Genomic DNA, 26137 nt, shown 5'->3' on the forward strand with positions numbered 1-26137 from the left:
CCCCGCCGAATCTTCGGGGCCAAGGAGCGGGTATGCGGAACTCCGAGCCCGAACCGCCTACTTCGACCGCGGCGAGCTCCGCGTCACCATGCTGGACGAGAAGTCTGCGACCCGGCCAGTGGAGCAGCCGAAGAGCATCAGCGCGCGTAGGGCCCAGCGGAAGGGGAACCGTGGCCACGAGGCGGGCTATATGGTGCATGGCGTGTGCATGCAGAGGGCCGGTGGACATGCATGGCATGCTGCCTACCTCGACACGCGGAGGCAAGCGGGATCCGCCCCTTGCCGAGCGCACTCACACCTGCACCGCCAGCCTCCACCGCCGCGTCCGCGCGGCAAGTACATCGCGTGGGGCTGAGTCGTAGCTGGGTCACACACTCAAGTCGCCCAACCTGCCGCAGCCCCGTGCCCGCGAGGTGAACAGTCTCCTCCCGTGCGGGTCGGTCGTCCTCGCGGATAACTCACCCGGGACATTCGAGAGCGCACGCTGGCGATCTTGTCTTGGTCGCTGTCGTCCGCTTGGAGGCCGGTGATAAAACTGGCAGGTCGCCGGCAGCGCTGCGGGTGAGCGAGCGCTGTTCCACGTCTCCTACGCCGTCGACGAGCAGATCGGATACTTCCGTCGCAATCATTTCGTTCCGGTCCTCGAGGCCTCCTCGCCTGTCGACCTGTAGGAGATGGTCGAGCAATGGGACAGGCAGGATGATGCCCGCCAGATCGGCTCCAGTCGCGGACCATCGCCAAGGACATCGCGCTCGAACAGCCGCTGCTGATGCCGTTGCCGGAGGAGCGCTTCGAGACCGGTCGGCTTTTCACACCGCGAGTCGACCGCTACGGGCAGATGTCGGCCCGCCCGAACCGCTACTCGGCCTGGCAGTGACGAAGCGGACCAAAGCACGTGCGGGGAGCCCATGACTGGGGCTCCCCGCACGTTCAACTCATGTTCGCTCCGTCAGCTCGTATTCAGCCCAACGGCGTGCCGTATGTGTAGTCCGGCGTTTTCGAGTACTTGTAGACCGCCCACTCCGTCTGCTGGAACCAACCCCACGTCTTCGAGGTGATGCGCCCGTCCGAGTGCTGATACACGGTCTGGAACGTATTCATCACGCCTGTGGGAGAGATCCCGACTTGCTCGCCCTGCTTGATGTCCACGTAGTCGTCGATGGCCCAAGTCTTGCTCTTGGTTTTCGTCTTGGATCTTGTTTTCGACACTTCGCTGTTCATGGAGGTGACGATCTTCACACTCACCTCAGCGCTAGCGAAGATGCCGAATTCTCCCGCTGCTCCGCCCTCCAAGGTGAGGCTCCCCCCACGCTTCTTGGTGAACTCGTCTGTAGCCGACTCTATTTGTGCGACGGATCGCTGCACTCTGACCTGACGCTGGGTCCCCGAGCCGTTGTAGCTGTAGGAGATGTCCGTGTCCGTAAAAGGTTCCCTGGCGAGAGCTGTCGTGTTTGAGTACACGACATCACTGCCCCCGGCGGGGGCGAATACACCTTCAGGCAGCTCCACATGGAGCGGTGGAGTGCAACCGTCACAGAAATGTGGTGCCGTGGCCGCCCCGCTCGCGCTGCCTCCGCCACTACCCCGGCTGCCGGTATACCTGTTCGATGCCGGGTCGCGCTCTGGCTTGTACTTCCCGGTTGTGCCATTGCTGCCCGAGCAGTAGTGGGGGTAGCAGCTCTCGTAGCCGGTCGGGTCGGAGAATGAGACCGGGTTGTTCCCGGAATAGCTGTACGCGTTGATGGTCTGCGGAACGTACGGTGTGGTGAGCGGGTCGGTCGACAGAAATCGTCCCAGAGCGGGGTCGTACAGACGTGGACCGAGGATATCCAGTCCGGTCGAGTCGTCCTCGGGCTTGCCGAGGAATCCTCTGTCACTTGCGGCGGCGAGGTTGTCCGTGGCGGAGCGAGGTGCGCCGAACGGAGTGGTGCGGCGTCGGGTGACTGCGCCGTCCGAGGCCGCGATAGACAGCTGCGTGGAAGCCTGCCCGTCGGACAGGAGCCAGGTCAGCTTTCCATTGCCGCCCGCGGGATCGGAGGTGCGCATCGCCAGGGACGTCCCCTTGGCGGTGTAGTAACGGGTTGCGAGCACATTGCCAGTCGCCGCCGCACGGTGCAGTTCGTGACCCTCGAAGTAGAGGACGTTCTCGGCTTTGGTCCTGCGCATCAGGATGCTGCCGCCGCCGTCATAGACGTAGCGGCTGACCTCGTCGCCAGTAGTCTTCTTCTGGGTGATGGACTCGACGCGGCCTTGCGGATCCCAGCCGACGACGGAGGCTACTCCGCCCACGGTGCGGGTCGTCATGCGGCCTGCGGCGTTGTAGTCAAGGGTGTCGGTGCTGTCCGGCGTCACGACGCCGATGACTGCGTGCGGGCGTGCCTGGCCGGGGGTGTAGACCGTTTCATCGGCGTTGTACCCCGGATACTTGTAGTCCCGCGTGAGGGCCGACGCCGATGCCGAAGCCTTTTCCGTGACCGACTGGATGTTGCCCAGCTGGTCGTAGGCGAAGGTCGTCTGGTAGGGGGAGGGCCCCGCGAAGTCCGACTGTGGCTGGGCGCCGCAGGTGGCAGCCGCCGTTGTCCAGGCTGCGGTCAGTCGCTGCAGATCGTCGTACTGGAAGCACTGCTGCTGACCCGCCACGTTCTCACGCAATGCGATGACTGCACTGAGGTCGTTACGGGTGTACGTGTCGTCCTGGACCTTGGTCGTGACGCCATCGGTCAGTTTGTTGGTGCTGACATTTTTCAGCCAGCCGGTGCCGGTGGAGTCGTCGTAGGTGAACGTCCGGGTGGCGCTCGTGGCGGTTCCTGCTGCGCCCAGAGAGCGACCTGCCACCCGTCCGAAGTCGTCGTAGACCACGGAGGAGAGGTAGGACTCCAGCGGGCTGCTGATCCTGGTGAGGAGTCCTTCGGTGTAGCTCGACGTTACCGTCTCGGCCGGAAGACCTCCCACCGACGGATACTGCACAGAGGTGGGATTGTCCGCCAGGTCGTATCCGTACGTGACCGTGTAAGAGCCGTTCAGACCGGAACCGTCGTCCGGGACGACAAGGGTCTTGGAGGTTTCCCGCATGCGAGCGTCGTAGCTGTCCACCTTGCTGGCGTAGGCGAATCCGCCGGAGTAGGTAGTGACCACTGCCACCTGCCCCTTGCCGCCGGTCGCCGTGTCGTAGCTGGTCGCGTTCACCAGCGTGCTGCCCTGCTTGACCGACGTGGGCCGCCCCATGGCGTCGTACGCATAGGTCAGGGCCCCGGTCGGGTCGGTTACGGTGGCCGGCTTGCCGTTCTCGTCATAGACGGTGCTGGAGGTGCCGGTGTCTGGGTCCTCGGTGGTCAGGCGGTCACCGGCCCAGTTGTAGGTGTACTGGGTGGTGTTGCCCCGCGAGTCATGGATGTACTTGAGCTTGCCTGTCCGGGTGTACTCGTATGTGGTTGAGTACTGCGCGGCGCCCAGGTTCTCCACCACCTCGCGGGTTTGCCCGAAGACGTCGGTGACGGTCTTTGTCGGCGAGGCCGCAGCGGGGAAGACAGTCTTCTCGTCCGCCCCCTGGTACTGGGTGACAGTCCGGTTTGCGGTCTGGACAAGCCCCTTCGCCTGTAGCTGCGACAGGATCGTGCGCCCGGCCCAGTCCGACTTGGTATCCGTATAGGAAGGGATGTTCGGCACGCTTGGGTTCACCAAACCCGAGCCCGGTGCGGAGCTGTTGTAGAACGGGGCCGACGTTCCGGCGACATTGCCTGAGGAGTCATACCGAGTCACCGTGACGGCCCGTCCGGTACCGGACGGCGCCGGAATCTGGCTCTCTCTCGCCCTCCCCAGCCCATCCGCGTAGGCGTAGGCATCCGTATATGTGGTGCCGGATTGGAGGGTACGAGACTTCACCCGGATCGGGTCACCGGTGGCGACCCGGGGGACTCCGGTGGCGGAGGTCGCAACGGGAATCGAGTACTCGAAGATCAAGGACGGGTTGCCGTCCGGATACGCGGCAGCCTCGGTCGGCTGGAACACCTTCGACGTCCGGCCGGCAGCGTCAAAGACGACGTAGGTGGCGTTGCCGTTCGGATCGACCGTCTTCCACGGCTGGCCGAAGTACCGGGAGTAGTAGGTCGTCCTGGACAGGGCTGTCGCAGCTCCCGCACCGTCCGGATCGGGCGTAGTGACCTTCACTCCGTCAACCGGCCACGAGGTGGCGGGCTGGTATGCGGTGGTGGTCATATTGTTCTTGCCGTCCCAGGACGCGGTAACGCGTCCCGCGGCGTCGTAGCTCTTGCGCGTAGTGCGGTAGACGGTCTCCGAGGTGTGAGTCCTGGACTGGGTCGGATTTCCGTCGGTCAGCTTGGTGTTGTTCTCGTCGAACGTGACGGCGCCGTCGTAGAACGTGACGGTACGGCTGTCCATGTGAGCAGCCGGCGTGCCTGCGGCCTCATCGTCAGCGACCGCATTGCACGAGACGCTGTAGTGCCGCTCGTCGTCCTGGTAGACCATCCAGCGCTGGGTTCCGGTGGAGTCCAGCTGGTCAGTGTTGTATGCGCGGCCGTACTCGGTGCAGCGGTTGTCGGATACCCCGCTCTCGCCCCAGTCGTCGACGCGCATCGGCAGGCCGAAGACGGTGGAGGCCTTCTCGGTGTCGTCGAATTCGGTCTCGACGATGTGCTCGCGCCAGCCGGTCCCGTCGGTCGAGTTCACGACCTTCTCCAGGGTGCGCACCTTGCTCTCGCGCACCATCCGGGCATCCGGCAGACCCGTGTACTGCGCCGTGTTGTGCTGCCAATACTCGTGCCACTCCCGCTTCTGCGAGTCGCCGTTGTGGTCACGCGTGGACATCTCCAGAGTCCGCCCGTTGAGCCAGGCGTGGTCCTCCCACTCCTTGTTGTCGGAGTCCGCCACCTTGACCGTGCGGGTCGCGTCCGGATCCGTCTTCGAGGTCCGGTCGCCCGAAAGGCCTCGGTAGAGCCAGTGGTACGTGGAGTGCCGGTTCTCGTTCGCTCCGGTCGTGACCAGCACCTTGCCGTAGCCACGCCAGACGTTCCAGGACTCGTCCTCGTCATCGGTGACCGGATCGTCCGAGAACTTCCAGCCAGGCGCGCCGTCGTACTCGTAATCCGTGATCATCGACGGGGATCCGTCGTCGGCCTTCCCGGGGTCAACCTGGACCCGGGTGGTGACGAACTTCTTGAACCAGCCGGACTTCGCGTCCGTCGCTCCCTCGGGAATCCACTTCTGCCAGAAGCATTCGTAATTGTTGGACGACTGGGACGGTGCGCCTGCCTCGGGGCACTGACGGTCGATGGTGCCGTCGGCGTCGGTGGCGTGACCGTATGTGGCGGTGATGGTGGAGCCGGTGTCGGTGAAGATCTTGTTCACCCGGCGGAAGTTCATCTCCCCAGTGCCGACCTTGTTGTCCTGCCACTCGCCGTTGAAGTTGATCGTCGGCAGGTCGATGTCCGTGCCGGAGTAGTTCCGGCGCTGGATGTAGTCCAGCCACAGCTGGCCGCCGACCGAACCTGACGGATTCATCAGCGCGTACTTGAACTGGTACTGCCGCACCAGCCCGTCGGCCCAGGTGTCGGTGTTCTTGTCCCGGACATAGACGTTGATGTCCCACAGCAGATCGCGCTGGAAGAAGGTGGGGTAGTACGTCTTGCCTCGGCAGGCGCTGTCGTCCGCGCTGCCGTCACAGATCAGGTCCACCGGCACGTCGGGATACGACTCGGGCTTGGAGTCGATGCTCGGGCAGTTGGCCGGCGTGTTGTTCAGGGGGTCCGGCTCGTTCAGCCGCTCCACGCACCGGTTGACGTGTTGGAAGTCGACCATCGCCGGCAGCTGCGCGCCGGGAATCTGTGAGGACCAGCCGTAGTCGATTCGCTCCAGGTAGCCGCCGGCGTCGTAGGGGCGAGCCTTGTCCGCTGCGGCGACCGACCGGTAGTAGTTACGTTCCTTCCGGTAGAAGTACGAGTTCTCCACCTCGTTGGCCGTGACGACCCGGTCCAGACTCCAGCGCCACGCCTGGGTGCAGGGCGATGGGTACTGGGCGTGGCACGGCTCTCCCGTGTCGTCCCCGATTACCGGAACGGTGAAGACCGAGTTGGTCGCCTCGCGCTCGCTGGCGTTGTTCAGACGCTCGGTGCGTCCCCACCCGAAGTAGTAGCGGGTGCCGTCCTGCTTGGTCAGGACCCAGAACTCACTGGTGCCGTCCGAACCGTAGCCCCCGTTCAGCTTCTGGACCTTCCAGCCCGGGTCGTCCTTGATGCGGAACGCGCCCGTGCCCGTGTTGTCCTGAATGAGATCGGAGGTGAGGCCATCGATGGTGATGGTGTACGCCGCGCCGTTGGGGTCCGCGGTGGAGTTCGGCGAGTCCCAGCACAGGTCACCGAAGGTCGGGTGCCCATCCTGGGCGCAGTTCCTGTACTTGCGCTCGATGGCTCCGACATTGAGGTCCCACCCCATGCCGACCCAGGAAGCCTGGTTGTTCGAGGCGGATGTACGGCCATCCACTGACTGCGAGTTGTATGTCAGGGCCAGGTTGGGCGCGATACCGACCGGGGGCTTGGGCACGGAGATGGGGACTTGATAGGTGAAGGCTCCCGACCCCAGCGACACGTCCCACTTCCCGGCCGGGTTGGTGGGGGAGGCGCGGTAGTCTCCTGCGTCCGAGGAGGACCCTGCAGCCAGCGCGTACACGGCGGGCTGTGCCGAGGCGACCTTGATGAACTTGGAGGGTTCGGGAGCGGCTTCGACGACTGCGGTTATGCGGCCGCTTGCGGTGTCGTTGCGCTGCGCCTGAACGGTCCTGCCGTCGGAGCAGCCGGGCGCCTTTGGCGTCGTCAGCGCACAGGCTGGCAACTTCACCAGGCGCAGCCGGGAGGCGAAGGCTCCTCCGTATGCCCGTGCGAATCCGGAGTAGTCGATAGAGGCCTCAACGGCGCCGGTTACCGAGCCCCCGTCTGCACGGACGACTGTGAGACCCAGGCCCACGCCGCCGAAGCGTTTAACCTCTTTGTCGTCCAGGATCCTGATCGTCGCCTGCTTCGGCGCCACTTGTGCGACATCTGAGGGGGTGGCGTTCAGCGCCGACGGCGTCACCGTGCGGAGCGAGACCACCTCCCCCGGGGTAGCAGTGGCAGCCGGCTTCTCACCTGCAGGTGACACAACCATCGTGGTCCGCTCGGCCTTGGGCCAGCGCACCTTCGGCGCTGCCTCCATGCCTGGCTCGGCCGGGGAGGAGATGGCTCCGCCCTGGCTGCGACTGGGCACGCTGGGCTTGCTTCCTGACGGTGTGGGGTCCGCCACCGACACAGTCGGAGCGAACACCACTGCAGATAGCAGCCCTGCCGCTAGTCCCTTCACTGTCGCCGTGGCGACAGCCCGACGTCTAAGCATCTTCACTCCAGTTCCAACATCAGCTGAAGAGGCTGCTCCTGTCACAGGAGGCGCACCAGCCCCGTGGCACGTATGGCCAACAGCGCGAAAACGTAGTCCTTCAAGAAGGTGCGTGGATCCCTAGTCCACATATTTGAGCAACGTTTGAGGTGCTACCAGAGACCTTCCCTGGGGCAGGTGTCATCTGGCAAGATCCTTACGCCGCGATGACATGCGCCGACCGGACGGCGTACCGATGTGTGTGCGCGGCCACCGATCACCGGTTAGGACCACATGTCGCACGCAAAGCGCCTCAAGACAGGCACCACCATCGCCGCGCTGTCCTTCGCCCTGCTCACCGCGGGCGCTCCACCCATTCACGCAGTAGCAGCGCAGGACACGATTGGTGTGTCAGCCGAGCAGTCCCGGGCCATCTTCAACAACCCGCTCGGAACGCAGGCTGAGCAACAGGCCATACGCACCCAGCTCTTGCAGTACATAGGTAGTAGCCCCACCGGCTCATCGATCAAGGTAGGTCTGTACCACTTCTGGGACGACGAGATAGCTCAGGCTCTTGCCGACGCCCACAAGCTGCGCGGCGTAGCCGTGCAGATCATCCTGGACGAGAGCACAGTCAGCTCGCGCCCTTCCGACCCGAGTTACGGAATTCTCAGCCAAGCACTCGGAAACGACACCACGCAGGGCTCGTTCGTCAGCACCTGCCCAGCAGGCAAGTCATGCCTGGGACGCCCAGAGTTCGGCAAGTCCATCAACCACAACAAGTTCTGGCTGTTCTCCCAGGTTGACGGGGCGACCGACGTCGTCGTACAGACCTCCTCCAACCTCTCGCCGTCCGCGTACAGCGCCTTCTGGAACGACGCGTACGTGCTCACCTACAACACCGGCATCTACCAGGCCTACGGGAGGTACTTCGATGCTCTCGTCGGCAAGAGCTGGTCCACCTGGTCCTACACCAGCCAGGCCTTTTCCCCATACAAGGCATACTTCTTCCCGTACTACCCGGGCACGGGCAACAGTACGGACACCATCTGGAACACTCTCGACAACGTCACATGCAACTACGCAGCTTCGGACGGAACGGCGAAGCACACGAAGATCCGCGTCGGCATGTTCAAGTTCACACGCCAGGGAGTCGCTGACAAGCTCGTCGCCTTGAAGAAGGCCGGCTGCACGGTTGAACTCGTCTACACGGAGACGGACAGCGCGGCCAGTTCGGCTGATGGAGCCACCCCTGGCACCTGGGAGACACTGCACTCGGCCCCTGGCTTCACTCCTGTCTGCTACAACGATGACCACGACGGCAACACGGCCACCAGCCGACGGATCATGCACTCGAAGTACCTGCTCATCGACGGCAAGTACGACGGCAACATCAAGCGAGTCATGTGGACCGGCAGCCACAACTACACCGGTCCCGCACTACGCGAGAACGACGAGGCACTCCTCAAGATCGACATAGCCGCGGTCCACGACGCCTATGTGACGCACTTCAATACGGCCAAAGCAGCTGCCGTTCCGGGAACCAACGACAACACCGCTGGTTGCAAGGGCGTTGTCAACCAGCCCGAGTAGCCAATTCGAGGCCTTCGCCCGATCGTCCGGCGCGCCGCGTTGCCCTGCAGGCGTCGCACCAGCCCTGAGCGCCCCCGCACGTTACCCCTTCACGAAACGAGGAATGATGCTTACTGCAAAGCTCACCCGTTCCATGGCACTGCTGACTGTCACCACAGCCGTCGGCATCTCGCTCTGCGCGGGAACCGCCAACGCCGCCGCCCCCGAAACCCCCTGGGATGCCACCGGCACGGCGGCTGACGTAGTGGGAGCGCACGCCTGGGGCTCCATTACCCCCGGACCGGCTGCCGGCACCTACCAGGTCAATGCGACGATCAAGGACACCAAGGCGGACAGCCACGGTGCACGCGTCAATCTGCGTGCATCTTGCGACGATGGCTGTGCTTCTCTGGTCAGCGTCAGCGCCTCTGGCCTCAACACCACGAGCTCACAGACCTTCACCCTGAAGGGCCCTGTCACCGTCCAGGAGTGCCTGACCGAGGCCGGCGTGGACTACATCTGCGGAGAGCCGTACACCATCATCCCCTGACCGGCACTACCTCGCCCAACAACTGCGTCACAAGCACCCGCTACCCCATCCGCTGCACGTGTGAACAGCACAGGCACGATGCAGACTCGGACGCGAGCCTCCCAACCCGGGGCCTGACGTGTTCGGCTCCACAATTGCCCAGGTTGCCGGGCTGGTTGGTGGGCTCAAGCCTGAAGGCTCTGCGCAACTCTCAATGAGTGTCGGACGAGGTCATCGAGCGTCCAGCATTGGTCATCGCCTTGAGTAGGGTGACCAGGGCCCTTCGTTGAGTGGGTGGCGGGTGCGTACCGCGCCGCCAACGGTGAGCCAGGCGAGTGCGGCATCGGAGCCTCACCTGCTGCTAGTCATCTGAGTCAGAGATTCGTCGGCAGTAAGCGGCAACTTTGTCGAGGATTTCGTCGGCCGTTTCGTCCAGGCGAAGGGTCTGGGGTGTTCGTTCCAGTCGGCGAGCCAGGACCGGATGTCGCGTGCGAGGGCCTGGACGGAGCGGTGGACGCCGCGCTTGAGCTTCCTCTGCGTGAGTTCGGCGAACCACCGCTCGGCCAGGTTCAGCCAGGACGCACTGACCGGCGTGAGATGCAGGTGGAACCGCGGGTGGGCCAGCAGCCACTTCTTGATGTCGGGCGTCTTGTGGGTCGCACAGTTGTCCAGGATCAGATGAACCTAGAGGTCGGCTGGGACTTCCTTGTCGAGCTTGGCCAGGAACTTCTTGAACTCCGCTGCCCGGTGGCGGCGGTGGAGGGAGCCGATGACCTTGCCGGTGGCTGCTTCGAGGGCTGCGAAGAGGGTCGTGGTGCCGGCCCGGATGTAGTCGTGGCTGCGGCGTTCGGGAACACCGGGCACCATCGGCAGGACCGGCTGGGAGCGGTCCAGGGCCTGGATCTGCGACTTCTCGTCCACACAGAGCACCAGCGCCTTCTCCGGCGGGTCGAGATACAGGCCGACGACGTCACGGACCTTGTCGATGAACAACGGATCCGTCGACAGCTTGAACGTCTGTGATCGGTGCGGGGCCAGGGCGAAGGCCCGCCAGATCCGCGAGACGGTCGATTGGGACATGCCCGTTGCCGCCGCCGTCGACCTCGTTGACCAGTGGGTCGCGTTTTTCGGGGTCTCTTCGAGCGTCTTGACGATCACCCGCTCGACATCGGTATCGGTGATCTTCCTCGGGACGCCGGGCCTCGGGTCGTCGCACAAGCCGTCCGGGCCGCGTTCGATGAAGCGGCGCCGCCAGGTGCGGACCGTGTCCGGAGCGACTTGCAGCCGACGGGACACCTCCATGATCGAGTGGCCCTCGGCGCACTCCAGCACGATCCGCGAGTGCAGGGCCAAAGCCTGGGCCGTCGTCCGGCGACGCAACCAGGCCTCCAACACCGCCCGCTGGGCTGACCCTTCACGACCCTGACGAGCTGAAGTCAGTCATCGCATAGGACGGCGTGAAGGGCCGGTCTTCGCTCCCCGGCGGGAGGGGAGACGGCCCCGATCTGTATCGTGGCGATCTTCGGGAGGCGTAGGCCCCCGGAGTCCCAGAGGTTAATCCCCATGACAATCGACGAACTGCCCGTCGCGTGGAGGCTGTCCCCCAAGGACGTCCAGGCGGGGTGGCGTGCGCTGTGGTGGACCGTGGGACCGGACGGCGAACTCGCCGTGATGCTGGTCCAGCGCCGGTACCTGAGCCGCGACAAGTATCCGCGCGGGTGGATTGGATGGCGTCCCGAGACACCGTTCGACGGAGAGCTGGTCATCACCTCCGGGCAGGGGCAGCGGCGCATCCCAGTCGAAGGGATCGACATGCGGCCCAGCCACCTGGCCCTGCTCCCCGGGTCCCGATTCCTGGTGGCGTCAGGCCGTACCGACCAGGACGCGGAGGGAGCCTGGCGGAAGAATGCCGTCGTGTACTCCCCCGAGGGCCGGCCGGAGGGTGCCTTCTGCCTCGGTGACGACATTCCGGCCCTGGTCACCGACCGCAGCGGGGGGATCTGGACCGCCTACGGCGACGAGGGCATCTACGGCGGACACCCGGAGTCCGCGGCCGGCCTTGCGGGCTGGAACACCCGGGGTATCGCGACGTGGGCACCGAAGGGGAGACTTCCCGACTGGCCACTGGAGGGTTGCACGGCCGCCACGGAAGGCGAATCTGTGTGGCTGGTCTGGTACAGCCCCAAAGGGACCTTCCTCACCCGGATCACACCCTCCACCGGCGAAGTCGCGAGCTACCGCAGCCCGGTGAAGGTCCCGGACGGCTTCGCCGTGCGCGGCACGCGGGTGGTCCTGACCAGCCGCGACCACTACAAGCGCAGGACCACCGTGACTCGCGCGGAGCTGGTCGGCGACGTATGCGTCGCCATCGGCCAGGAGCGGGTGCGGGTGCCCGGGCGGGTGGTCATGCACTGCGGCCAAGGCCGCGACGGCACCCTGTGGCTCCGTGCCGGCCGCACCTGGGTGCGCATCGACGCCTGAGCCCCGCGGCCGTCAGACCCGCGGCAGGGGGCCCCGTCGAGGCCCGCTGGTAGGCCGTCGGGGAGACCTCGAACGCCGTCGAGAGGTGTTGGCGCAGGGAGACGGCCGTGCCGAAGCCCGCGTGGGCCGCGACGTCCTCGACGGATTCCTCGCGGGACCGGCCTCTGCCTCAACCTCCCACCACCGGCACCCTGAAGCGCCGACGTCAGTAAGAGCTGCGCCTCGAACGATCACGCCGGCCTGCCGGTATGCGTCCACCTCCAATTCGACGGTTCGATCGTCGTGGTCAGGCACGACGATGACTGCCCTCCTTGGACTTGTCCGGACGATCAGAGCCGCCAGTCATCGGCGCGTTCCTGAAGCAGCTCCATGTGTACTCCGTCGGTGAAGGCTGCCGTCCCGTTCAGCGGGTGCCGATGGCGGACGACGATGAGAGAGCCCCAGTACCCCATGTGATTGCTCCATGTCCGAGTCGCTGACCTGGTGGCGCTTACCGCCGTCAGCCAGAGCCGCGCTTGCGCTGGAGGTGCGATTCTTGCAGGAGCCGCATTCGTGTCGGCCCGGACTCGGTCGTTCGTCAGGTCCCCACGTTTCAGAACATAATCACCAGACAAACAAGATCCACTTTCGCGGGAGGCCCAAGGACGCAGCCCACGGGACTGCTGTAGCCGTCTGTCATGTATGAGCGCTTCAGCGGGATCTAGTGCCGCATCAGGCAGCGTCCGCCCTGGTCTAGGGCCTTTACACGTGCGAGGTCGCTCACGTCCGGGGTGTGATCTCTTCGAGGTCGTTGATGGTGCCGGACATGATGGTCCGGATGTGTTCGGTGAGGTGCTCTGCGGGCCAGTCCCACCAGGCGAGGGCAAGCAGGCGGGCAATCTCGTCGTCGTTGTAGCGGGTGCGGATGTGTTTGGCCGGGTTGCCGCCGACGATGCCGTAGTCGGGGACGTTGTCGACGACTACGGCGCCGGAGGCGATGATCGCGCCGTGCCCGATGCGTACTCCGGGCATGATCATGGTGTTGTAGCCGAGCCAGACGTCGTTGCCGACGATGGTGTCGCCCCGGCCGGGCAGGCCGGTGATCAGGTCGAAGTGTTCGGCCCAGGAGCCGCCCATGATGGGGAAGGGGAAGGTGGAAGGGCCGTCCATGCGGTGGTTGGCACCGTTCATGATGAACCGCACCCCGGTGCCCAGCGCGCAGAACTTCCCGATGACCAGTCTCTCCGGCCCGTAGTGGTACAGGACGTTGCGGGTCTCGAACGCGGTCGGATCGTCGGGGTCGTCGTAGTAGGAGTACTCTCCGACTTCGATCAGCGGCGACGTCACCAGCGGCTTGAGCAGGACCACGCGCGGCTGGCCGGGCAACGGGTGGAGCACTGTCGGGTCCGCGGGAAGGTGATTCATGGCGGTCACTCTCGGTCGGCGGCTGGTGAATGTCCCTATTCTGCGCTGACCGCGCTGACCGCGCTGTCCGCGTACTTGTCGGAGTGCTCAGGCAGGTACGGATGGACGTGCTCAGCTCGACGTTCCGTAACGCGGGGGCTTTGAGGATTGCGGGACGCCGCAAGTGCGACAGACAATCTGGCCGTGTCTGAGGAGTTGACGCGCTGGTATCGAGGCCGCCTGGTCGTGGGGCCGTTCCAGGTCAGTGAAGTCGAAGGTCTCGAACGGGAGATCGAGCTGCCACTGCCTATCGCTCGTTCCTGGAGGCAGCGGGCGGTGAGAGCCTTACGTCCTCGGTCCGATTGCCGGCTTGCGACCCGGAGCTGCTCCAGAGTTTCGACGACCTCTATCAGCTCGGTCGTGACGAAGACGGCAACCTGGGGCACCCTGCTGGGCGAGTACTGCCGCAGCCGTGATGGGTGGCTCGCCCATGAGGTCTCACTGGCCGGCCTTCTCCCGATCGCCCGCAACGGCGGGAGCGACACCCTGTTCCTGGACCTGAACCCGGCCACCCATGGCCAGCTCCATGCCTTCGTGTATGGCATCCCTCACCCGGAACACCTGTCGAAGGGGGTCTTCACCAAGGTCACTGACGACGTCAATGCCTACCTCGACAGCCTCGTCGTCGATCCGGAGGCTACTGAAGACACCTGGACCGACGTCGTCGACAGTGACTTCACCGACCCTTGGCGGCAGACCGTCGAGGAATGGCTGGACAAGGATCTGCCGGGCTGGCGTGCTGAGCCGTGGGGGACAGCCTGAGTGGTCGGGCTGCGTGATTGATCAAGCCGATGCCCGCTCTCAGGGGACAGAGGCGTGCATTCTCTGGCCCGTGACCAAAAGAGTGCGGGTGCGGGAGATCGATGACGACGAGGGGCGGAGACTGCTGCGGATCAACCCCAGGGGCACTGGATCGGTGGTGACCTGGCGGCGGGCCCAGACGGTGTTGCTGTCCGCGCAGGGCATGCCAGTAGCGCGGATCGACGAGGTGTCGTTCACCAGCGATGACCGGGTCCGGGACGTCATCCACAACTTTCACGCCGACGGCTTCGAGTCGCAGGGCGTCTTCTTTTAACGCCTGAAGACCTGGAAGACCCCAGAGACCCCGACTACGCGACCAAGAAGGCCCGCGTCGGGCACCCTACGCGATCGCCGACGCCGAGGTCATACCCGAGGACGGTGAGCCCGAAGCTGTCTTCTGCATGTACGAGTTCGGACCGCTCACCCTGATGCCCCACCCGAGCTGGCAGTAGGCCGAGCGCGGCGGCGAACACAAGGACCTCAGCTGCGAACCGTGCCGCAGAGGCGCGCGACCTACAAGCGCTCGGCGGAGTACGGCACCAGTTCGCAGCCCTCGACCTGGCCAAAACAAGTTCTATGGCCACATCAAACCCGTCAAGCGGCCACCCAGTTCCTGGAGTGCTGCCGCTACCCCCGCAGCCTCTACCCGGCCCACATCCGCATCGCGATCGTTTGTGACTGGGCCGCGGCGAACAATGTCGAGATTGACTACACCCCGACCAACAGCTCCTGGCTGAACCGGATCGAAGCCCAGTTCATGGCTTCGCTACTTCACCCTGGACGGCACGAACCACGCCAGCCACAAAGCACAGGGCAGCATGATCCGCCGCTACATCATCTGGCGAAACCGCCCCGTCGACGACAGACGCCTACGCGTCGTCGTCGACGGTGCAAACGTTGCCTAACACGGCACTAGCGAGGAACCCTTCAGGCTTGGGTGGAAGGCAGAGACCCCTTCTCCCACCATTTGCGACACAGCGGCGGACAGCATCGATAAGCCGAGGGTTTGCCGGACCTGCATGTGCAAGGCACAATCCGTCCTCGCGCCGCGCCCGGCGCCACCTGCCCGGCAAGCGCTCATCCGCAGACTCTTCGCGGTCACCGCAGTCTTCGCACCATGGGCGAATCGGTTCACGGCTTGCAGCCTGGCCTGCTCCCCGGAAGGCCCGACGCTCAGTAGCCGGGTTCACGAATGGCGCATACAAGGGCATAGCGTATGTATCGCTGCCATCGCCACGCGACAACCCCCGAGACCTGAATATCCAAAGAACCTGAGGGGACTTCGCTCTGTCGCTGGGTTGGGTGATTTGCGCCATAGCCGGGCTGCTGCTCCGCCTGCGTGTCACAGGGCGCTGGCCTATTTCGTCTCAGACCTCGAAGAAATGTTCCGGAACGAACGCGCCCTACGGCAAGGAGCGGGTCATGAGCGATCGGACGGCACTTCGCACGTTCGTGCCGGCAACTGTGGCGACCAATGGCATCGTCCGGACCGGTATCCGAGCGGTGGCCGCGCCGTGCATGATCGTTCCTATCAGCGCTCACGACACGATGGACGCGGCGACAGCTAATCGATGGAAAGAAGCAGCGAACCAGAACCGGGAAGCCGTGGCGGCATGCCCTAGACACGATCGGCCTTTGAGGCTGGGTGTTGGCACCCACGTGCAAGCGTCTCGAGAACACCGTGCTTGGGTTCATCGTAGGACTTTTGGCCGCCGCCTTCCTCTTGGCCGGCTCGAGTGGACTGTTCGTTTCCTGGGAGGCACTGACCTTGGACTTCAGCGCTGCTTCCGCCAAGCCCCTCGGAGTACTCGACTTCCTGGCGGTCGCTCGCTGACCATGCCCCTCCCACTCGGCATCGCGCCGATTCTGGGGCCGCCGACTGCCCTCGGTTGTCGTCGAGACCGGTCTGGTGATTGTGGAGTTTCGCCTTCGAGACGACAGACACGTGCTCGACGTGATCTTCCTCCTCTCGGCGGTCGTGTCCGGTCCCTCCGGACACGAGCTATGCCCTGGCTGACCGGGCGACGCGCGCCCTCTTATCAGGCTGACAACCCCTGCACCTGCGACGTCCGGTTATGAGCCGTCAGTTATCTGATGCCCTGACGGCTCGACGACTTGCGGCCACTGGTTCTCGCCGGGGGCTGCCAACAGTGTGCGCGGCCCGTAGGTAGGGCCGCCCTGGCGCGGTGCGAGGGCCAAGACCGCAAGCGGTTGGAAACGGAGAGACATGCTCGAGCACGAGGAACAGCGCAGCGCTTGGAGAGCGCTGCACCATGTAAGAGATCTGCGGCACAACGGCGATATAGCAGCCGCGGTGCTGGTCGCCGAGGAAGCTCTTGACCATCTGGCCAACGGTGGCCAGATGCCACCAGAGGATTTCGCTGAGTTCCACGTGGAACTTATGGCCGAACGGGCGGCCGCGCTAGGGGAGATCGCACAGAAGCGCTCACGAGTGCGCGAGCGCCGGAGCGGGCGCCGGCGGCCACGCCCCTTCCCCCCGCGCCCCGCGCCTGCGCGACTGAGACCGCTGCTCCTTGCGATTACTCTTGTGGTCGCCGGGTGGACAGTGGGCAAGATTCTCGCCTTCTGGATCCAGCTGGGGCGGTGAAGTTTGTGGCCAGAGCTGGGAATTCTGATGGTTTCACGGTAGAGGTCGCTACTCCCGTGCGTGCCAGCCGCGCACCGGTCGTGTCACCTTGCACGAAACCCTGACACAAGTGCGTGCAAGGCGGCCCTGTGATACTGCCGACGACACGGCGCTGGTACGAGGCAGTTGCCGGCGCCGACTCCGCAGAGCTTGCGACGCTGGCGGTCTCGCCGCCCCATACCGGTCGGTGCTGGTGACTGTGACTGCGGTGGCCTCGCCCCACGTGGCTGGGTCGCCGAAGACGAACTCGCCGCCCTGCTTGGGTGGCCGTCCACCCTGCGGCGGGCATATCCACGGCACCGGCACGGGCTTGCGCATCACCCGGTCGGAGCGGAGCCGACCCAGCACTTCCACCGGCAGGTCGGCCAGGAGGTGGGCGATGCGGGGCCCGTCGTAACCGGCGTCCAACACGACCAGGATGTTAGGGGCCCCGTCCCGCCATTGCCCGGCGTCCACGAGGCGTTCGACAACGTCGCGGACCTGGTCGGCCGTGACCGCAGCGACATCGGCGTCGGGGTCCAGGCGGATCGCGTCCAGTAACGCGGTTTACGAGGTCCGGCCGGTCTCCAGCGCGGCGACGATCGAGTACGGCCAGCCAGGCACCATCTGGTGCTTGTCCCGGCCCCGGCCGAACGTGTGACAGAAGGAGCGGTCGGAGCAGGTATCGGCGTCCGGCCGCAGCCAGGGGGAAACGTCCACTGCCAACACCAGGCGCCCATCAGTGCGCCGGGGCAGGGGCACGCCGGCCAGGGCCCGCCGCAGCCGGGCGACGTCGATCTGACCTCGGTTGATGCCGGTGTACAGGGCCCCGTGGCCGCGCCGGTGTTCCGGCGCAAGTGCCAGGTCCACGAGTGTTCGGACTGGGCCGTCGGTGCACAGGAGCGCGTCGCACAGTTCGAACATTGCGTCGCTCCGGGAGAGCAGGCAGGCGTGCAGCTCCGACCGTAAGTCCGCCAGCGTCGTGAACGCGTCTCGTTGGACGCGGTGCTCGACCAGCCCCACGATCCCGGCCTCCATGCTGCGTTGTCTCTGAGCACAGGATCGGACCATGGCTTCACGCACGTCCGGGGCACTGGGGAAGGCTCGACCAAGTTCGAGCCTCGTTCGACACCGGACTAGAAATGATGGGCTTAGACTCTGCCGATGATCGAGATCCTCGACAACCTGGACGTGCTGTATGAGCCGCACCTCGACCTCACGACAGTAGAGATGGGCGGCATAGCCCTGGGGGCGCCAGCCAATCGCGTTCCACGCCAGAGCATCACCGAGGCCCAGTCCTCCATAGTCGCCCGGTACCGCGGCGGGACGGACGTCGACAGCGAGTACTACGACGCCGACGGACGGCGGCTGACCCTCGACGAGGTCCTCGGCCACACTGCCGAGTCAGATGGATTCTTGTACTGCTCCGACAAGCTCACCTACAAGGTTCGAGCCAGTACAGTCGTCGGCTTCGCGATCTACGGCTCACATCTCACCCACTACGCTCACCTGACCTCGTACGAGGAACTCCTGGACGCCTTCGGCCGACCCGACCGGGCGCACGAAGGCGAGGCATACGGCGACCTCATGGGCTACGACAACTACTACTGGGGCGCGCAAAAGCGCGTGCGGTGGGATGCCTGGGACGACCGGGTGAGCCTGATCAACCTGGGCCCCTTCGAGGGAAACACCGGCCCCTGACCGCATGCGCCAGATCCAGGCTCCGCTGTACTGAGGTAAACGCAAGCTAGTGCGTGTTGCACAATGCGAAGCGGGCATTTCCCAAGTATGGGTGGGGTGTTGAGGGCTGAGCCGTTGTGGGTGGAGACGTTCACCGGGCTGCGGATGTGGCAGTTCGAGCGGCTGCTGAAGGTGGTCCGGGAACGGAGACGGGAAGGGTCCCGGTGGTGGCCGGCCGTGGTGCTTGCCGCTGGCGACCGGGTGCTTCTGGTGGCCGTCTACTACCGCACCAACCTCACGATGCGGCAGCTCGCGCCGCTGTTCGGCTGCTCGTCGGCGACGGTCTGCCGGGTGATCCAGCGGCTGCGGCCGCTGCTCGCGATCGAGCCGGCTGCCCGGCCGGCCGGTGCAGTGGAACGCTGTGGATCGTGGACGGCACCCTGATTCCGGTCCGCGACCGCACGATCGGAGCGTCCTCGCGCAACTACCGGTTCTCGGCGAACGTGCAGGTCATCATCGAAGCCGACACCAAGCTGGTGATCGCCGCGGCCCGGCCGGTGCCGGGCAACACCGCCGATGCGAAAGCCTGGCGGGACTCCGGTCTGCCCGCCACCTGCGAGGGTGTGACCGGGCTGGCCGACGGCGCGTACATCAAAACCGGCCTCGTCGTCCCACACCGCAAACGCCCCGTTGGAGCCCTACCCGGCAACGCCAAGCACCGCAAGGTCCGGGCCCGCGTCGAGCACGCTTTCGCCCGCATGAAGCACTACAAGATCCTGCGAGACTGCCAGCCAGCGCGGGAACGGTCTTCACCACGCGGTCCAGGCCGTCGCCCAAATGCACAACCTTGCTCTCGTCGCATGACCAGACAGGCCACGAACCCGGCCCTGAACTGCCCCGACACGACCTTCTGCAACACGCTTTAGTCCTGGCGAACACTGTTCGACTGGCATGCGTTCACATCGGCCGCGTTACGTCAGACAGCGACCTGCCCTGCTCTCGGCAGGACGCTACCTGAAACCAGCAGCAGAGCGCCCAGAACTTCAGACACTCTTCCCGAGACTACCCGTCCGCCCAGGACCCGCCCCGCGGGCGGGAGACGCACCTCACAGTCCCCGCATGTCACATTGCGGCGAGTCGTTTCGTCTCGTGTGTAGCCCCATCCACGGCAACGGAGCTCTCTCATGGACGCACGCCTGAACCTCCTCGACAACCCGACCGCCGCCAAGTTCCTGAAGCGCGTGATCGCGCTGAGCCAGGCTGTCAAGGATTCGCCGCTGCCTGCCACGACACAGGAACTGGTGGCGATTCGTGCAAGTCAGATCAACGGGTGCGGTTTCTGTATCGACATGCACACGAAGGACGCCGCGGCTGCAGGTGAGAGCTCGGTTCGGCTTAACTTGGTCGCTGCGTGGCGGGAGGCCACGGTCTTCACGGAGGCTGAGCGAGTCGCGCTTGAGCTGACTGAACAGGGCACCCGCATCGCCGATGCCTCTGGCGGTGTCACGGACGAAGTATGGAACCGCGCAGCCGAGCACTACGACGAGGATGAGCTCGCCTCCCTGGTGTGTCTCATCGCCTTCATGAACACCGTCAATCGGCTGAACGTCATCATCCAGCAGCCTGCTGGTGACTACCAGCCTGGTCAGTTCGGATGACATCACTGGTGTCTGACAGTTTCAAAGTGCAGTGACACGCAGATGGCTTGGTCGGAAAGGCGCATGATGGGAATGAGCGACAGAGGAAAGGTGGCTCCCGCGGGTGGTGCCCCGCGCGGTGAACGCGTCGCCGACTTTCTGGACTCACGGCTCGGGATATACAAGGCTGGACACCTGGTGCGTAAGGTGTTTCCTGACCACTGGTCGTTCATGATCGGGGAGGTGGCACTCTACAGCTTCGTGGTGCTGATCCTCACCGGCGTCTACCTCACGCTGTTCTTCGAACCGAGCATGGCGCATACCGTTTACCAAGGCTCCTACACGAAGTTGAACGGCATCAGCATGACGGAGGCGTATGCTTCCACGCTCAAGATCAGCTTCGACGTACGCGGCGGTCTGTTCATTCGGCAGTTGCATCACTGGTCAGCCCTGGTCATGAGCGCTGCAGTCACAGTCCATACTCTGAGGCACTTCTTCACCGGTTCCTTCCGAAAGCCACGTGAGTTGAACTGGATGATCGGCTTCATCCTTCTCATCCTCGTCATCGGGGAAGGGTTCTTTGGCTACTCACTTCCGGATGACCTGCTCTCGGGAACCGGCCTGCGTATCGCAAACGGCATAGTGCTTGCCATTCCAGTAGTGGGTACCTATCTGAGCACGCTCCTGTTTGGAGGTGAGTTCCCCGGAGAAGAAGTTGCCCAACGGCTCTACAGCGTACATATCCTGTTGATCCCGGGAATCATGGCCGCCTTGGTGACCGTCCACTTGATACTGGTCTTCTACCACAAGCACACCCAGTTCCGAGGCCCGGGGCGGACCGAAAAGAACGTCGTAGGACAGCCCATGATGCCGGTCTACATGGCCAAGGCAGGCGGGTTCTTCTTCCTAGTTGCAGGCGTCCTTTCGGTGCTCGCCGCCGTCGCCCAGATCAACCCCGTGTGGACCTACGGTCCATACCGCGCGGACATGATCTCGCAAGGATCCCAACCCGACTGGTACATGGGCTTCCTTGAAGGTGCACTGCGTGCTTTCCCCGCCTGGGAGTTCGTCCTGCCCGGGGGATACACCGTCAACCTCGGCGTCCTGATACCGGCGGTAGTCCTGCCGACCATCATGGCTTTGGTGCTAGGACTCTGGCCGTTCCTGGAGGCGTGGGTCACCAACGACAAGGAGGAGCACCACCTCCTCGACAGGCCGCGCGACCAGGCCACTCGAACTGCGTTCGGCTGCGCCTTCATCGCCCTGTACCTCATATTGTTCCTCGGCGGCGCCAATGACCTGTTGGCAGAGCGCTTCCACCTGTCCATGAACGCCATCACTTGGACGGTACGGATCGGCATCTTCGCCATCCCAGTGGTGACCTACATCGTCACCAAGAGAATCTGTGTGGGCCTGCAACTGCGCGACCGAGACAAGTTGCTGCACGGCCGGGAGACCGGCAGAGTCAAGCGACTCCCTCACGGCGAATTCGTTGAGATACACGAACGCTTGGACCGGAAGCGTGAGTACACCCTCCTGTCACGCGGCGACTTCCAGCATCATCCGCCGTCCACCGCGGAGCCGGACGGCGCGGCCACTCCGGAACTGCGCCGCGCGAAGCTGCGCTACTGGCTTCGTCGCTGGCTCCAGGGAGGACAGGTGCCTATCCCCACGCTGGAGGAGCTGCAAAAGGCGTGGGAACACCAAGCGGAAGCGCCGGCTGAAATCCGGCAGGATGCCGAGCAGAGAAGGATGCCTGAGGAGACGCCGAACTAGCCGCAGTGCCAACCTGCCCGGCAGGAGCGCTGCTTCATCGTGATGAATGATGCTGAGGAGCGTGCCGACAGCCTTAGTGCTGGTGGGGCACACGCGCTGCCAGACTGCGGGTGGATCGGTCCAGTTGTGTGAAGATGATCAATGCGCGTATTCGGTCGGCTGAGAGGGTGTGCGCGATCCAGCTGATGGTGGGACAGCAACAGGCTGTGCGGAATTGGCAAGAGATGGCCGACCTGAACAGAGAACCCGGCGAACGATATGTCATTCCCGAAGGAGTTTTCGGGGGGCATCCCTGTCGGGCTCCCCAGTGAAACTGCAGACATAGCGGCGTAGGAGAGACTGTGACACCTGTAGAAGAGAAGTTGCTGCGTAGGGCGATCGAGCTTGCTGTCGCAGCTCGTGCGGCCGGCGATCCGCCCTTCGGTTCCCTGCTCGTCGGGCCTGGCGGGGAGGTTCTGCGCGAGGAATGCAACACCACCGTCACCGAGAATGACATCACTCTGCATCCGGAACTCAAGCTCGCTAGGTGGGCTGCGCGAGAGCTGGATGCCTCCACAGCGTTCGAAACCACGATGTATACGAGCTGCCAGCCATGCGGTATGTGTACAGGGGCTATCGAACGCTCCGGACTCGGCGGTGTTGTGTTCGCCCTCTCCACAGAGCAGCTGGGTGCGTTGAAGCCTCCAACTCCGATGCCAGACGTACGGATGCAGGGACCATCTCTCTTTGATCTTGCCAGTGCTGCAGTTGATGGATATTACGTCTGACCTGTCAGCTAGCGGCGAAGTGGTCCCTTCAAGACCAGTCGGAAAATATTCGAGGATCCAGGCTCGCACAGCCGGATCAACGTTCCGCTCGTAGATTTCTGTGAGCGCGGCTCCGTCCACAAGAGGAGAACCCTCAACCTAAGCCTCGTACCGCTCACACCGTGTTTGGCTACTAGGAAGTAGGGAGACGACCTTGTGCCTGTGATTGTTGGCGAGTGATCGACTTCTCTCCGAGGATCGCCCGCCCCGCTATGGCGTTCAGGAAGGCGCGCTCTGCGAGCCTGGTGTGGTTGCCCAGAGCCGCGAGACCCTCGAAGACACAGACGTTCTCCACCGCGCCCTCGGGCCAGACTCGCCAGCGGTCGCGTTTCACGGGCGCTCCGGAACTGCCGCACAGACTGGGCGCGTAGCGAAGGCGATCGTAGAACTTTCCAACGTAGCCCGCTAAAGCACATGCCCTGCTCAGACCACCGGAGAATCGAAGCATGACACATGCAAGTGTGCCAGGAGGCGGAAAACGGCTGCAGTGGTGGCCATCACCAACCCCCTGCGAAGCCGCGGAGAACGCATGGCTTCCTGCTCTTTCGTGTAGGGAAGATTCCAAATGAATGCGCGACGATCACGGGGGAAGAGCAGAACTGAAGAAGTTCTTACATACCCGCACCCCTGTTCCGACGCCATCGACGTTCAGATTCTCGGCCTTATGGAGGAAGGGTTGCCTGACTCCGCCATCGGTAAGAAACTGGCCCTTGGCCTGCGTACCGTGCAACGCAGGGTTCAGCGGATGATGGAAAGAACCAGCAGCCCAAGCCGATTCGCCTTTGGCATCACCATTTGCCAGATCGGTCTCCTACGGGAAGACGGCGTTGGCGCGTCGACAGCTCGTCCAGGTCTAGCTGGCGAAGCTCAATCGGACGATGAGCCGGACCGGCCAGAGGCCGACATGCATGCGACTCCTACAGCACCGAGACCGGCTGCGGCCCCTGCGACTTCTGGCGCGTCATCTCGTGCACAGCATCATCGATCATCGCGAGCACAGGGAAGTGCCCCCGCATCGGAGAGTAGACCTTTGTCCTGCTCCATCAGTTCCTGCTCCTTGCCAGCCCCTGGGAACGCCACACCGAACTCGACGACGGCATTTGTCTCTTGCCTGTGACCTCATCGCTGGAGCGCCGCCTCAGGGTGAGCACTCTTGAGGTGCCTCAAGCGATCTCGTGCGGCGCAGCATCTCTAGGGGCCGCAACCAACGGGTGCCGGCATCTGACCTCTGATCGGCTCTGCAGCGTATGCCTCGGCTGCGGTGAGGCATGCAACACCTCCTCAGCCCCTGCACCGACGAAATCGACCAGCACCACGCTCGCCTCGTCAGAAGTTCAGGATGGAGGCCGGATCGAGCTTCACAGGAAGCCGAAGGGCAGCGGCGGAAGGACGGGATGCCGTGCTCGAGCGGCTGCAGGTCCCCGGATGCCGTGCATGGTGGCGCCGGAGAGAGCCCGAACCGTGGCAGCCCCGTTCCTATTGGTGATCAGAGCCCAACCCATTGCCAGCGTTCGTTAAAGATCACGAGGTACAGCCCTGCTCAGTTCCTGTACCGCCCTCTTCCTGCGAGCCACTGTCTTGGCCTCCGCCCATTTCCTCCACGGCTGCTCACGCTCCTTCTGTTCCCGCAGGACCTTGACGCCTGGCAGCACGAGCGGCCCGCCTCGCACCGCACATGTACGTAGCACCGGTGGTGACCGCGGTAGGTCGGCGACGTCGATTACGGCCAGCGGATCGTAAGCGCATCGGATGTTCGCACTATGCGTCGCAGCTGCGAGCTTCAGTCTCGCCCTCTCCGCACTGGCCGGAACCGCGATGTTGGCGGAGTAACCCCCTCTGTCGGCGAGGCACGTGAGCAGGACCGAGACGGGTTGATCGCCCGCCGAGCAGCAGGGTGCTACTGCTACCGGCGACAAAAGGTCTCAGCGGGCGGGTTACATGCGTGGTGCCCTCGTTGGGCTAGGCGCAGACGGCGCGTTGGCTGCACGATCCAACCGGGCTCCCCACTGCCTCACACCGCGCGTTCAGAGCCCTGCGACCTGGGCCTGGCTCAGACGGCCAGCCTTAGGTAATCGTCTGCGCCCGGCAGTCCTGTGGCCGGCGTTGAGCGCTGCGTACAAGGTTGCGCTCTACATCGCTTCGTCTTCTGGGTAGCATCCGGCACTACAACATGTAAGCGAGGAGTGCATCACATGGCGGCTACCGACACCGCACTGCAGTCAGAGTACGTTGAGAAGGTCGATGCTGATCTCAAGCACAACCTCAGCGAGCAGGAGCGTCTGAGGTCAGAGGCTGAAGCTCTGGAACTGCAGCTCGAAGGATTGCGGAAAGATCATGATTTGCTGGTGAGCGTGAAGGCGGCCCTCGAGCAGCGGGCGATTTCTGGATCGGCCCAGAAGGCCCGTGGCAAGCAACGGGAGACAGGGGCGGCGAACAGCCAGGATGTTGCAGTCAAGCGCAGGAAGTACACAAGGTCGGCAGTGCCGTTGCGGGAGCTGGTGGTGGCTGTCCTTGCGGAACGTAACGAGCCGTGTTCCGCCGCTGAGGTGACAAAAGTCCTCGCGAGCAACCAAACTGACAGGGCACTCACGGTGCAACTGGTGCGAAACGCTCTCGAGTCGTCGGTCGCGAAGAACCAGAGCGAACGGATCAAGCAGCAAAATTCCGTCTACTACATGGCTCGAAACCAGGCTCCGGCCGCTGAACCCAGTAACGCACCTGAAGAGATGGCCTAACGTCAACGCTCTCTTCGATCGCAACTAGTCCCGCTGGCGTCACTGCCTGATCGCAACCAGTCTCTGTCTGCTTGGCGGACGGCACAAACTGCAGCGCTGCTGTCTGCAGGCAGTACTAACAACTGACGGGTTCCGTGTGCTCCCCGTCCGGCACCATTGTTCGTTGCCGACGGACGGGTAAGCATTGTCGTTCCCTTTTTCTGTGGCTGATGTGGCAGCCCTGCCATCCTGCCATGTAGGTGGCTCAAGCGAGAGGTGCGGAGGCCCGTTTCGGGATGCGCGGCGCAAATACGCCACATGCGAGAGGCGATCCGCTATGCCGCATGCTGATCCGCTGAGGTGTAACCATGGCTGTCGCGAGCCGCAGGGCACCTGCTGCGGAGGCCTCCGTCGTGTGCTCCTGCCACCGAACTCGCGATCCGGTGGCAGGGGTAGCGTTACGCAGACCGCGCAGCAACGCATTGCCGCCCGGTCTAGCGGTGCTTCGGACGGCTTACCCGGATCCAGCAGACGCACCGGACAGCTGGCCATTGTTGCGAGTGTGTCTTTGATGCGATGGGCGGCCTGGACCGGGCCTCGAGGCCCGGTCCAGGCCGCCACCGTCGATCAGCGCCAGTACGTGACCGGTCGTGGTCTGCGAGGGAGAGCGACGCCAGCGCAACGGGTGTCGACGGAAACCGACTGCCGGCGGA

11 protein-coding genes and 4 pseudogenes are annotated in these 26137 nt (G+C 64.2%); 11 read left to right on the forward strand and 4 right to left on the reverse strand.

Translation table 11 applies throughout. The features are described 5' to 3' along the window. Window positions 1-960: 960 nt before the first annotated feature. A complete protein-coding gene (locus ACF1G2_RS30570) occupies window positions 961-7254 on the reverse strand; it encodes an RHS repeat-associated core domain-containing protein (RefSeq protein WP_391801398.1) in 6294 nt (2097 codons plus the stop codon). 399 nt (window positions 7255-7653) lie between these two features. Here ACF1G2_RS30570 and ACF1G2_RS30575 point away from each other — a divergent pair, with 399 nt between their 5' ends. Together ACF1G2_RS30575 and ACF1G2_RS30580 are read left to right on the forward strand one after the other, a co-directional pair. Next, window positions 7654-8952 carry a phospholipase D-like domain-containing protein gene (locus tag ACF1G2_RS30575; RefSeq protein ID WP_391801399.1) on the forward strand — a complete coding sequence of 433 codons (1299 nt, stop codon included), beginning with the start codon at window positions 7654-7656 and terminating at the stop codon, window positions 8950-8952. Window positions 8953-9085: 133 nt separating this feature from the next. Next, window positions 9086-9481, forward strand: coding sequence for a hypothetical protein (locus ACF1G2_RS30580; RefSeq protein ID WP_391801400.1), 396 nt, complete (start codon window positions 9086-9088; stop codon window positions 9479-9481). A 340-nt stretch (window positions 9482-9821) separates the two neighbouring features. On the opposite strand, the pseudogene ACF1G2_RS30585 reads toward ACF1G2_RS30580, so the two are convergent. Further along, window positions 9822-10900: pseudogene (locus ACF1G2_RS30585) on the reverse strand (IS630 family transposase). 123 nt (window positions 10901-11023) lie between these two features. Between ACF1G2_RS30585 and ACF1G2_RS30590 the strand changes: the two are divergent. Continuing rightward, window positions 11024-11941, forward strand: coding sequence for a hypothetical protein (locus ACF1G2_RS30590; protein ID WP_391801401.1), 918 nt, complete (start codon window positions 11024-11026; stop codon window positions 11939-11941). A gap of 759 nt (window positions 11942-12700) precedes the next feature. Here ACF1G2_RS30590 and ACF1G2_RS30595 read toward each other — a convergent pair. Then, a complete protein-coding gene (locus ACF1G2_RS30595) occupies window positions 12701-13345 on the reverse strand; it encodes a CatB-related O-acetyltransferase (protein ID WP_391801402.1) in 645 nt (214 codons plus the stop codon). A gap of 399 nt (window positions 13346-13744) precedes the next feature. Here ACF1G2_RS30595 and ACF1G2_RS30600 point away from each other — a divergent pair, with 399 nt between their 5' ends. Together ACF1G2_RS30600 and ACF1G2_RS30605 are read left to right on the forward strand one after the other, a co-directional pair. Beyond that, window positions 13745-14146 (forward strand): hypothetical protein, encoded by a 402-nt coding sequence (locus ACF1G2_RS30600; RefSeq protein WP_391801403.1) that lies wholly within the window; start codon window positions 13745-13747, stop codon window positions 14144-14146. 70 nt (window positions 14147-14216) lie between these two features. Beyond that, window positions 14217-15090 (forward strand): annotated as a pseudogene (locus tag ACF1G2_RS30605) (IS630 family transposase). 1877 nt (window positions 15091-16967) lie between these two features. On the opposite strand, the pseudogene ACF1G2_RS30610 reads toward ACF1G2_RS30605, so the two are convergent. Continuing rightward, window positions 16968-17849: pseudogene (locus tag ACF1G2_RS30610) on the reverse strand (transposase); the annotation flags it as partial. Window positions 17850-17975: 126 nt separating this feature from the next. Here ACF1G2_RS30610 and ACF1G2_RS30615 point away from each other — a divergent pair. The 6 genes and pseudogenes from ACF1G2_RS30615 to ACF1G2_RS30640 all read left to right on the forward strand — a co-directional run bounded on the left by ACF1G2_RS30615 (window position 17976) and on the right by ACF1G2_RS30640 (window position 25445). Further along, on the forward strand, window positions 17976-18512 hold the full coding sequence (locus ACF1G2_RS30615; protein WP_391801404.1) for a hypothetical protein: 537 nt from the start codon (window positions 17976-17978) through the stop codon (window positions 18510-18512). 87 nt (window positions 18513-18599) lie between these two features. After that, window positions 18600-19355 (forward strand): annotated as a pseudogene (locus ACF1G2_RS30620) (transposase family protein). 320 nt (window positions 19356-19675) lie between these two features. Then, window positions 19676-20149 (forward strand): carboxymuconolactone decarboxylase family protein, encoded by a 474-nt coding sequence (locus ACF1G2_RS30625; RefSeq protein WP_391801405.1) that lies wholly within the window; start codon window positions 19676-19678, stop codon window positions 20147-20149. 66 nt (window positions 20150-20215) lie between these two features. Beyond that, entirely contained in the window at window positions 20216-21904 is a 1689-nt protein-coding gene (locus ACF1G2_RS30630; protein WP_391801439.1) for a cytochrome b N-terminal domain-containing protein, read from the forward strand. 341 nt (window positions 21905-22245) lie between these two features. Then, on the forward strand, window positions 22246-22671 hold the full coding sequence (locus ACF1G2_RS30635; protein ID WP_391801406.1) for a nucleoside deaminase: 426 nt from the start codon (window positions 22246-22248) through the stop codon (window positions 22669-22671). A 2231-nt stretch (window positions 22672-24902) separates the two neighbouring features. Further along, window positions 24903-25445, forward strand: coding sequence for a hypothetical protein (locus tag ACF1G2_RS30640; RefSeq protein ID WP_391801407.1), 543 nt, complete (start codon window positions 24903-24905; stop codon window positions 25443-25445). The last annotated feature ends 692 nt before the right edge of the window (window positions 25446-26137 follow it).

It is taken from the genome of Streptomyces sp. NPDC013457 (assembly GCF_043089925.1).
In the GTDB taxonomy this organism is placed as follows: domain Bacteria; phylum Actinomycetota; class Actinomycetes; order Streptomycetales; family Streptomycetaceae; genus Streptomyces.

What these genes read in the sequence shown, in the direction of transcription:
- ACF1G2_RS30575 (WP_391801399.1), top strand. Translation starts at nt 7,654, where the DNA reads ATGTCGCACGCAAAGCGCCTCAAGACAGGCACCACCATCGCCGCGCTG.
- ACF1G2_RS30580 (WP_391801400.1), top strand. Translation starts at nt 9,086, where the DNA reads ATGGCACTGCTGACTGTCACCACAGCCGTCGGCATCTCGCTCTGCGCG.
- ACF1G2_RS30590 (WP_391801401.1), top strand. Translation starts at nt 11,024, where the DNA reads ATGACAATCGACGAACTGCCCGTCGCGTGGAGGCTGTCCCCCAAGGAC.
- ACF1G2_RS30595 (WP_391801402.1), bottom strand. Translation starts at nt 13,345, where the DNA reads ATGAATCACCTTCCCGCGGACCCGACAGTGCTCCACCCGTTGCCCGGC.
- ACF1G2_RS30615 (WP_391801404.1), top strand. Translation starts at nt 17,976, where the DNA reads ATGATCGAGATCCTCGACAACCTGGACGTGCTGTATGAGCCGCACCTC.
- ACF1G2_RS30625 (WP_391801405.1), top strand. Translation starts at nt 19,676, where the DNA reads ATGGACGCACGCCTGAACCTCCTCGACAACCCGACCGCCGCCAAGTTC.
- ACF1G2_RS30630 (WP_391801439.1), top strand. Translation starts at nt 20,216, where the DNA reads ATGGGAATGAGCGACAGAGGAAAGGTGGCTCCCGCGGGTGGTGCCCCG.
- ACF1G2_RS30640 (WP_391801407.1), top strand. Translation starts at nt 24,903, where the DNA reads ATGGCGGCTACCGACACCGCACTGCAGTCAGAGTACGTTGAGAAGGTC.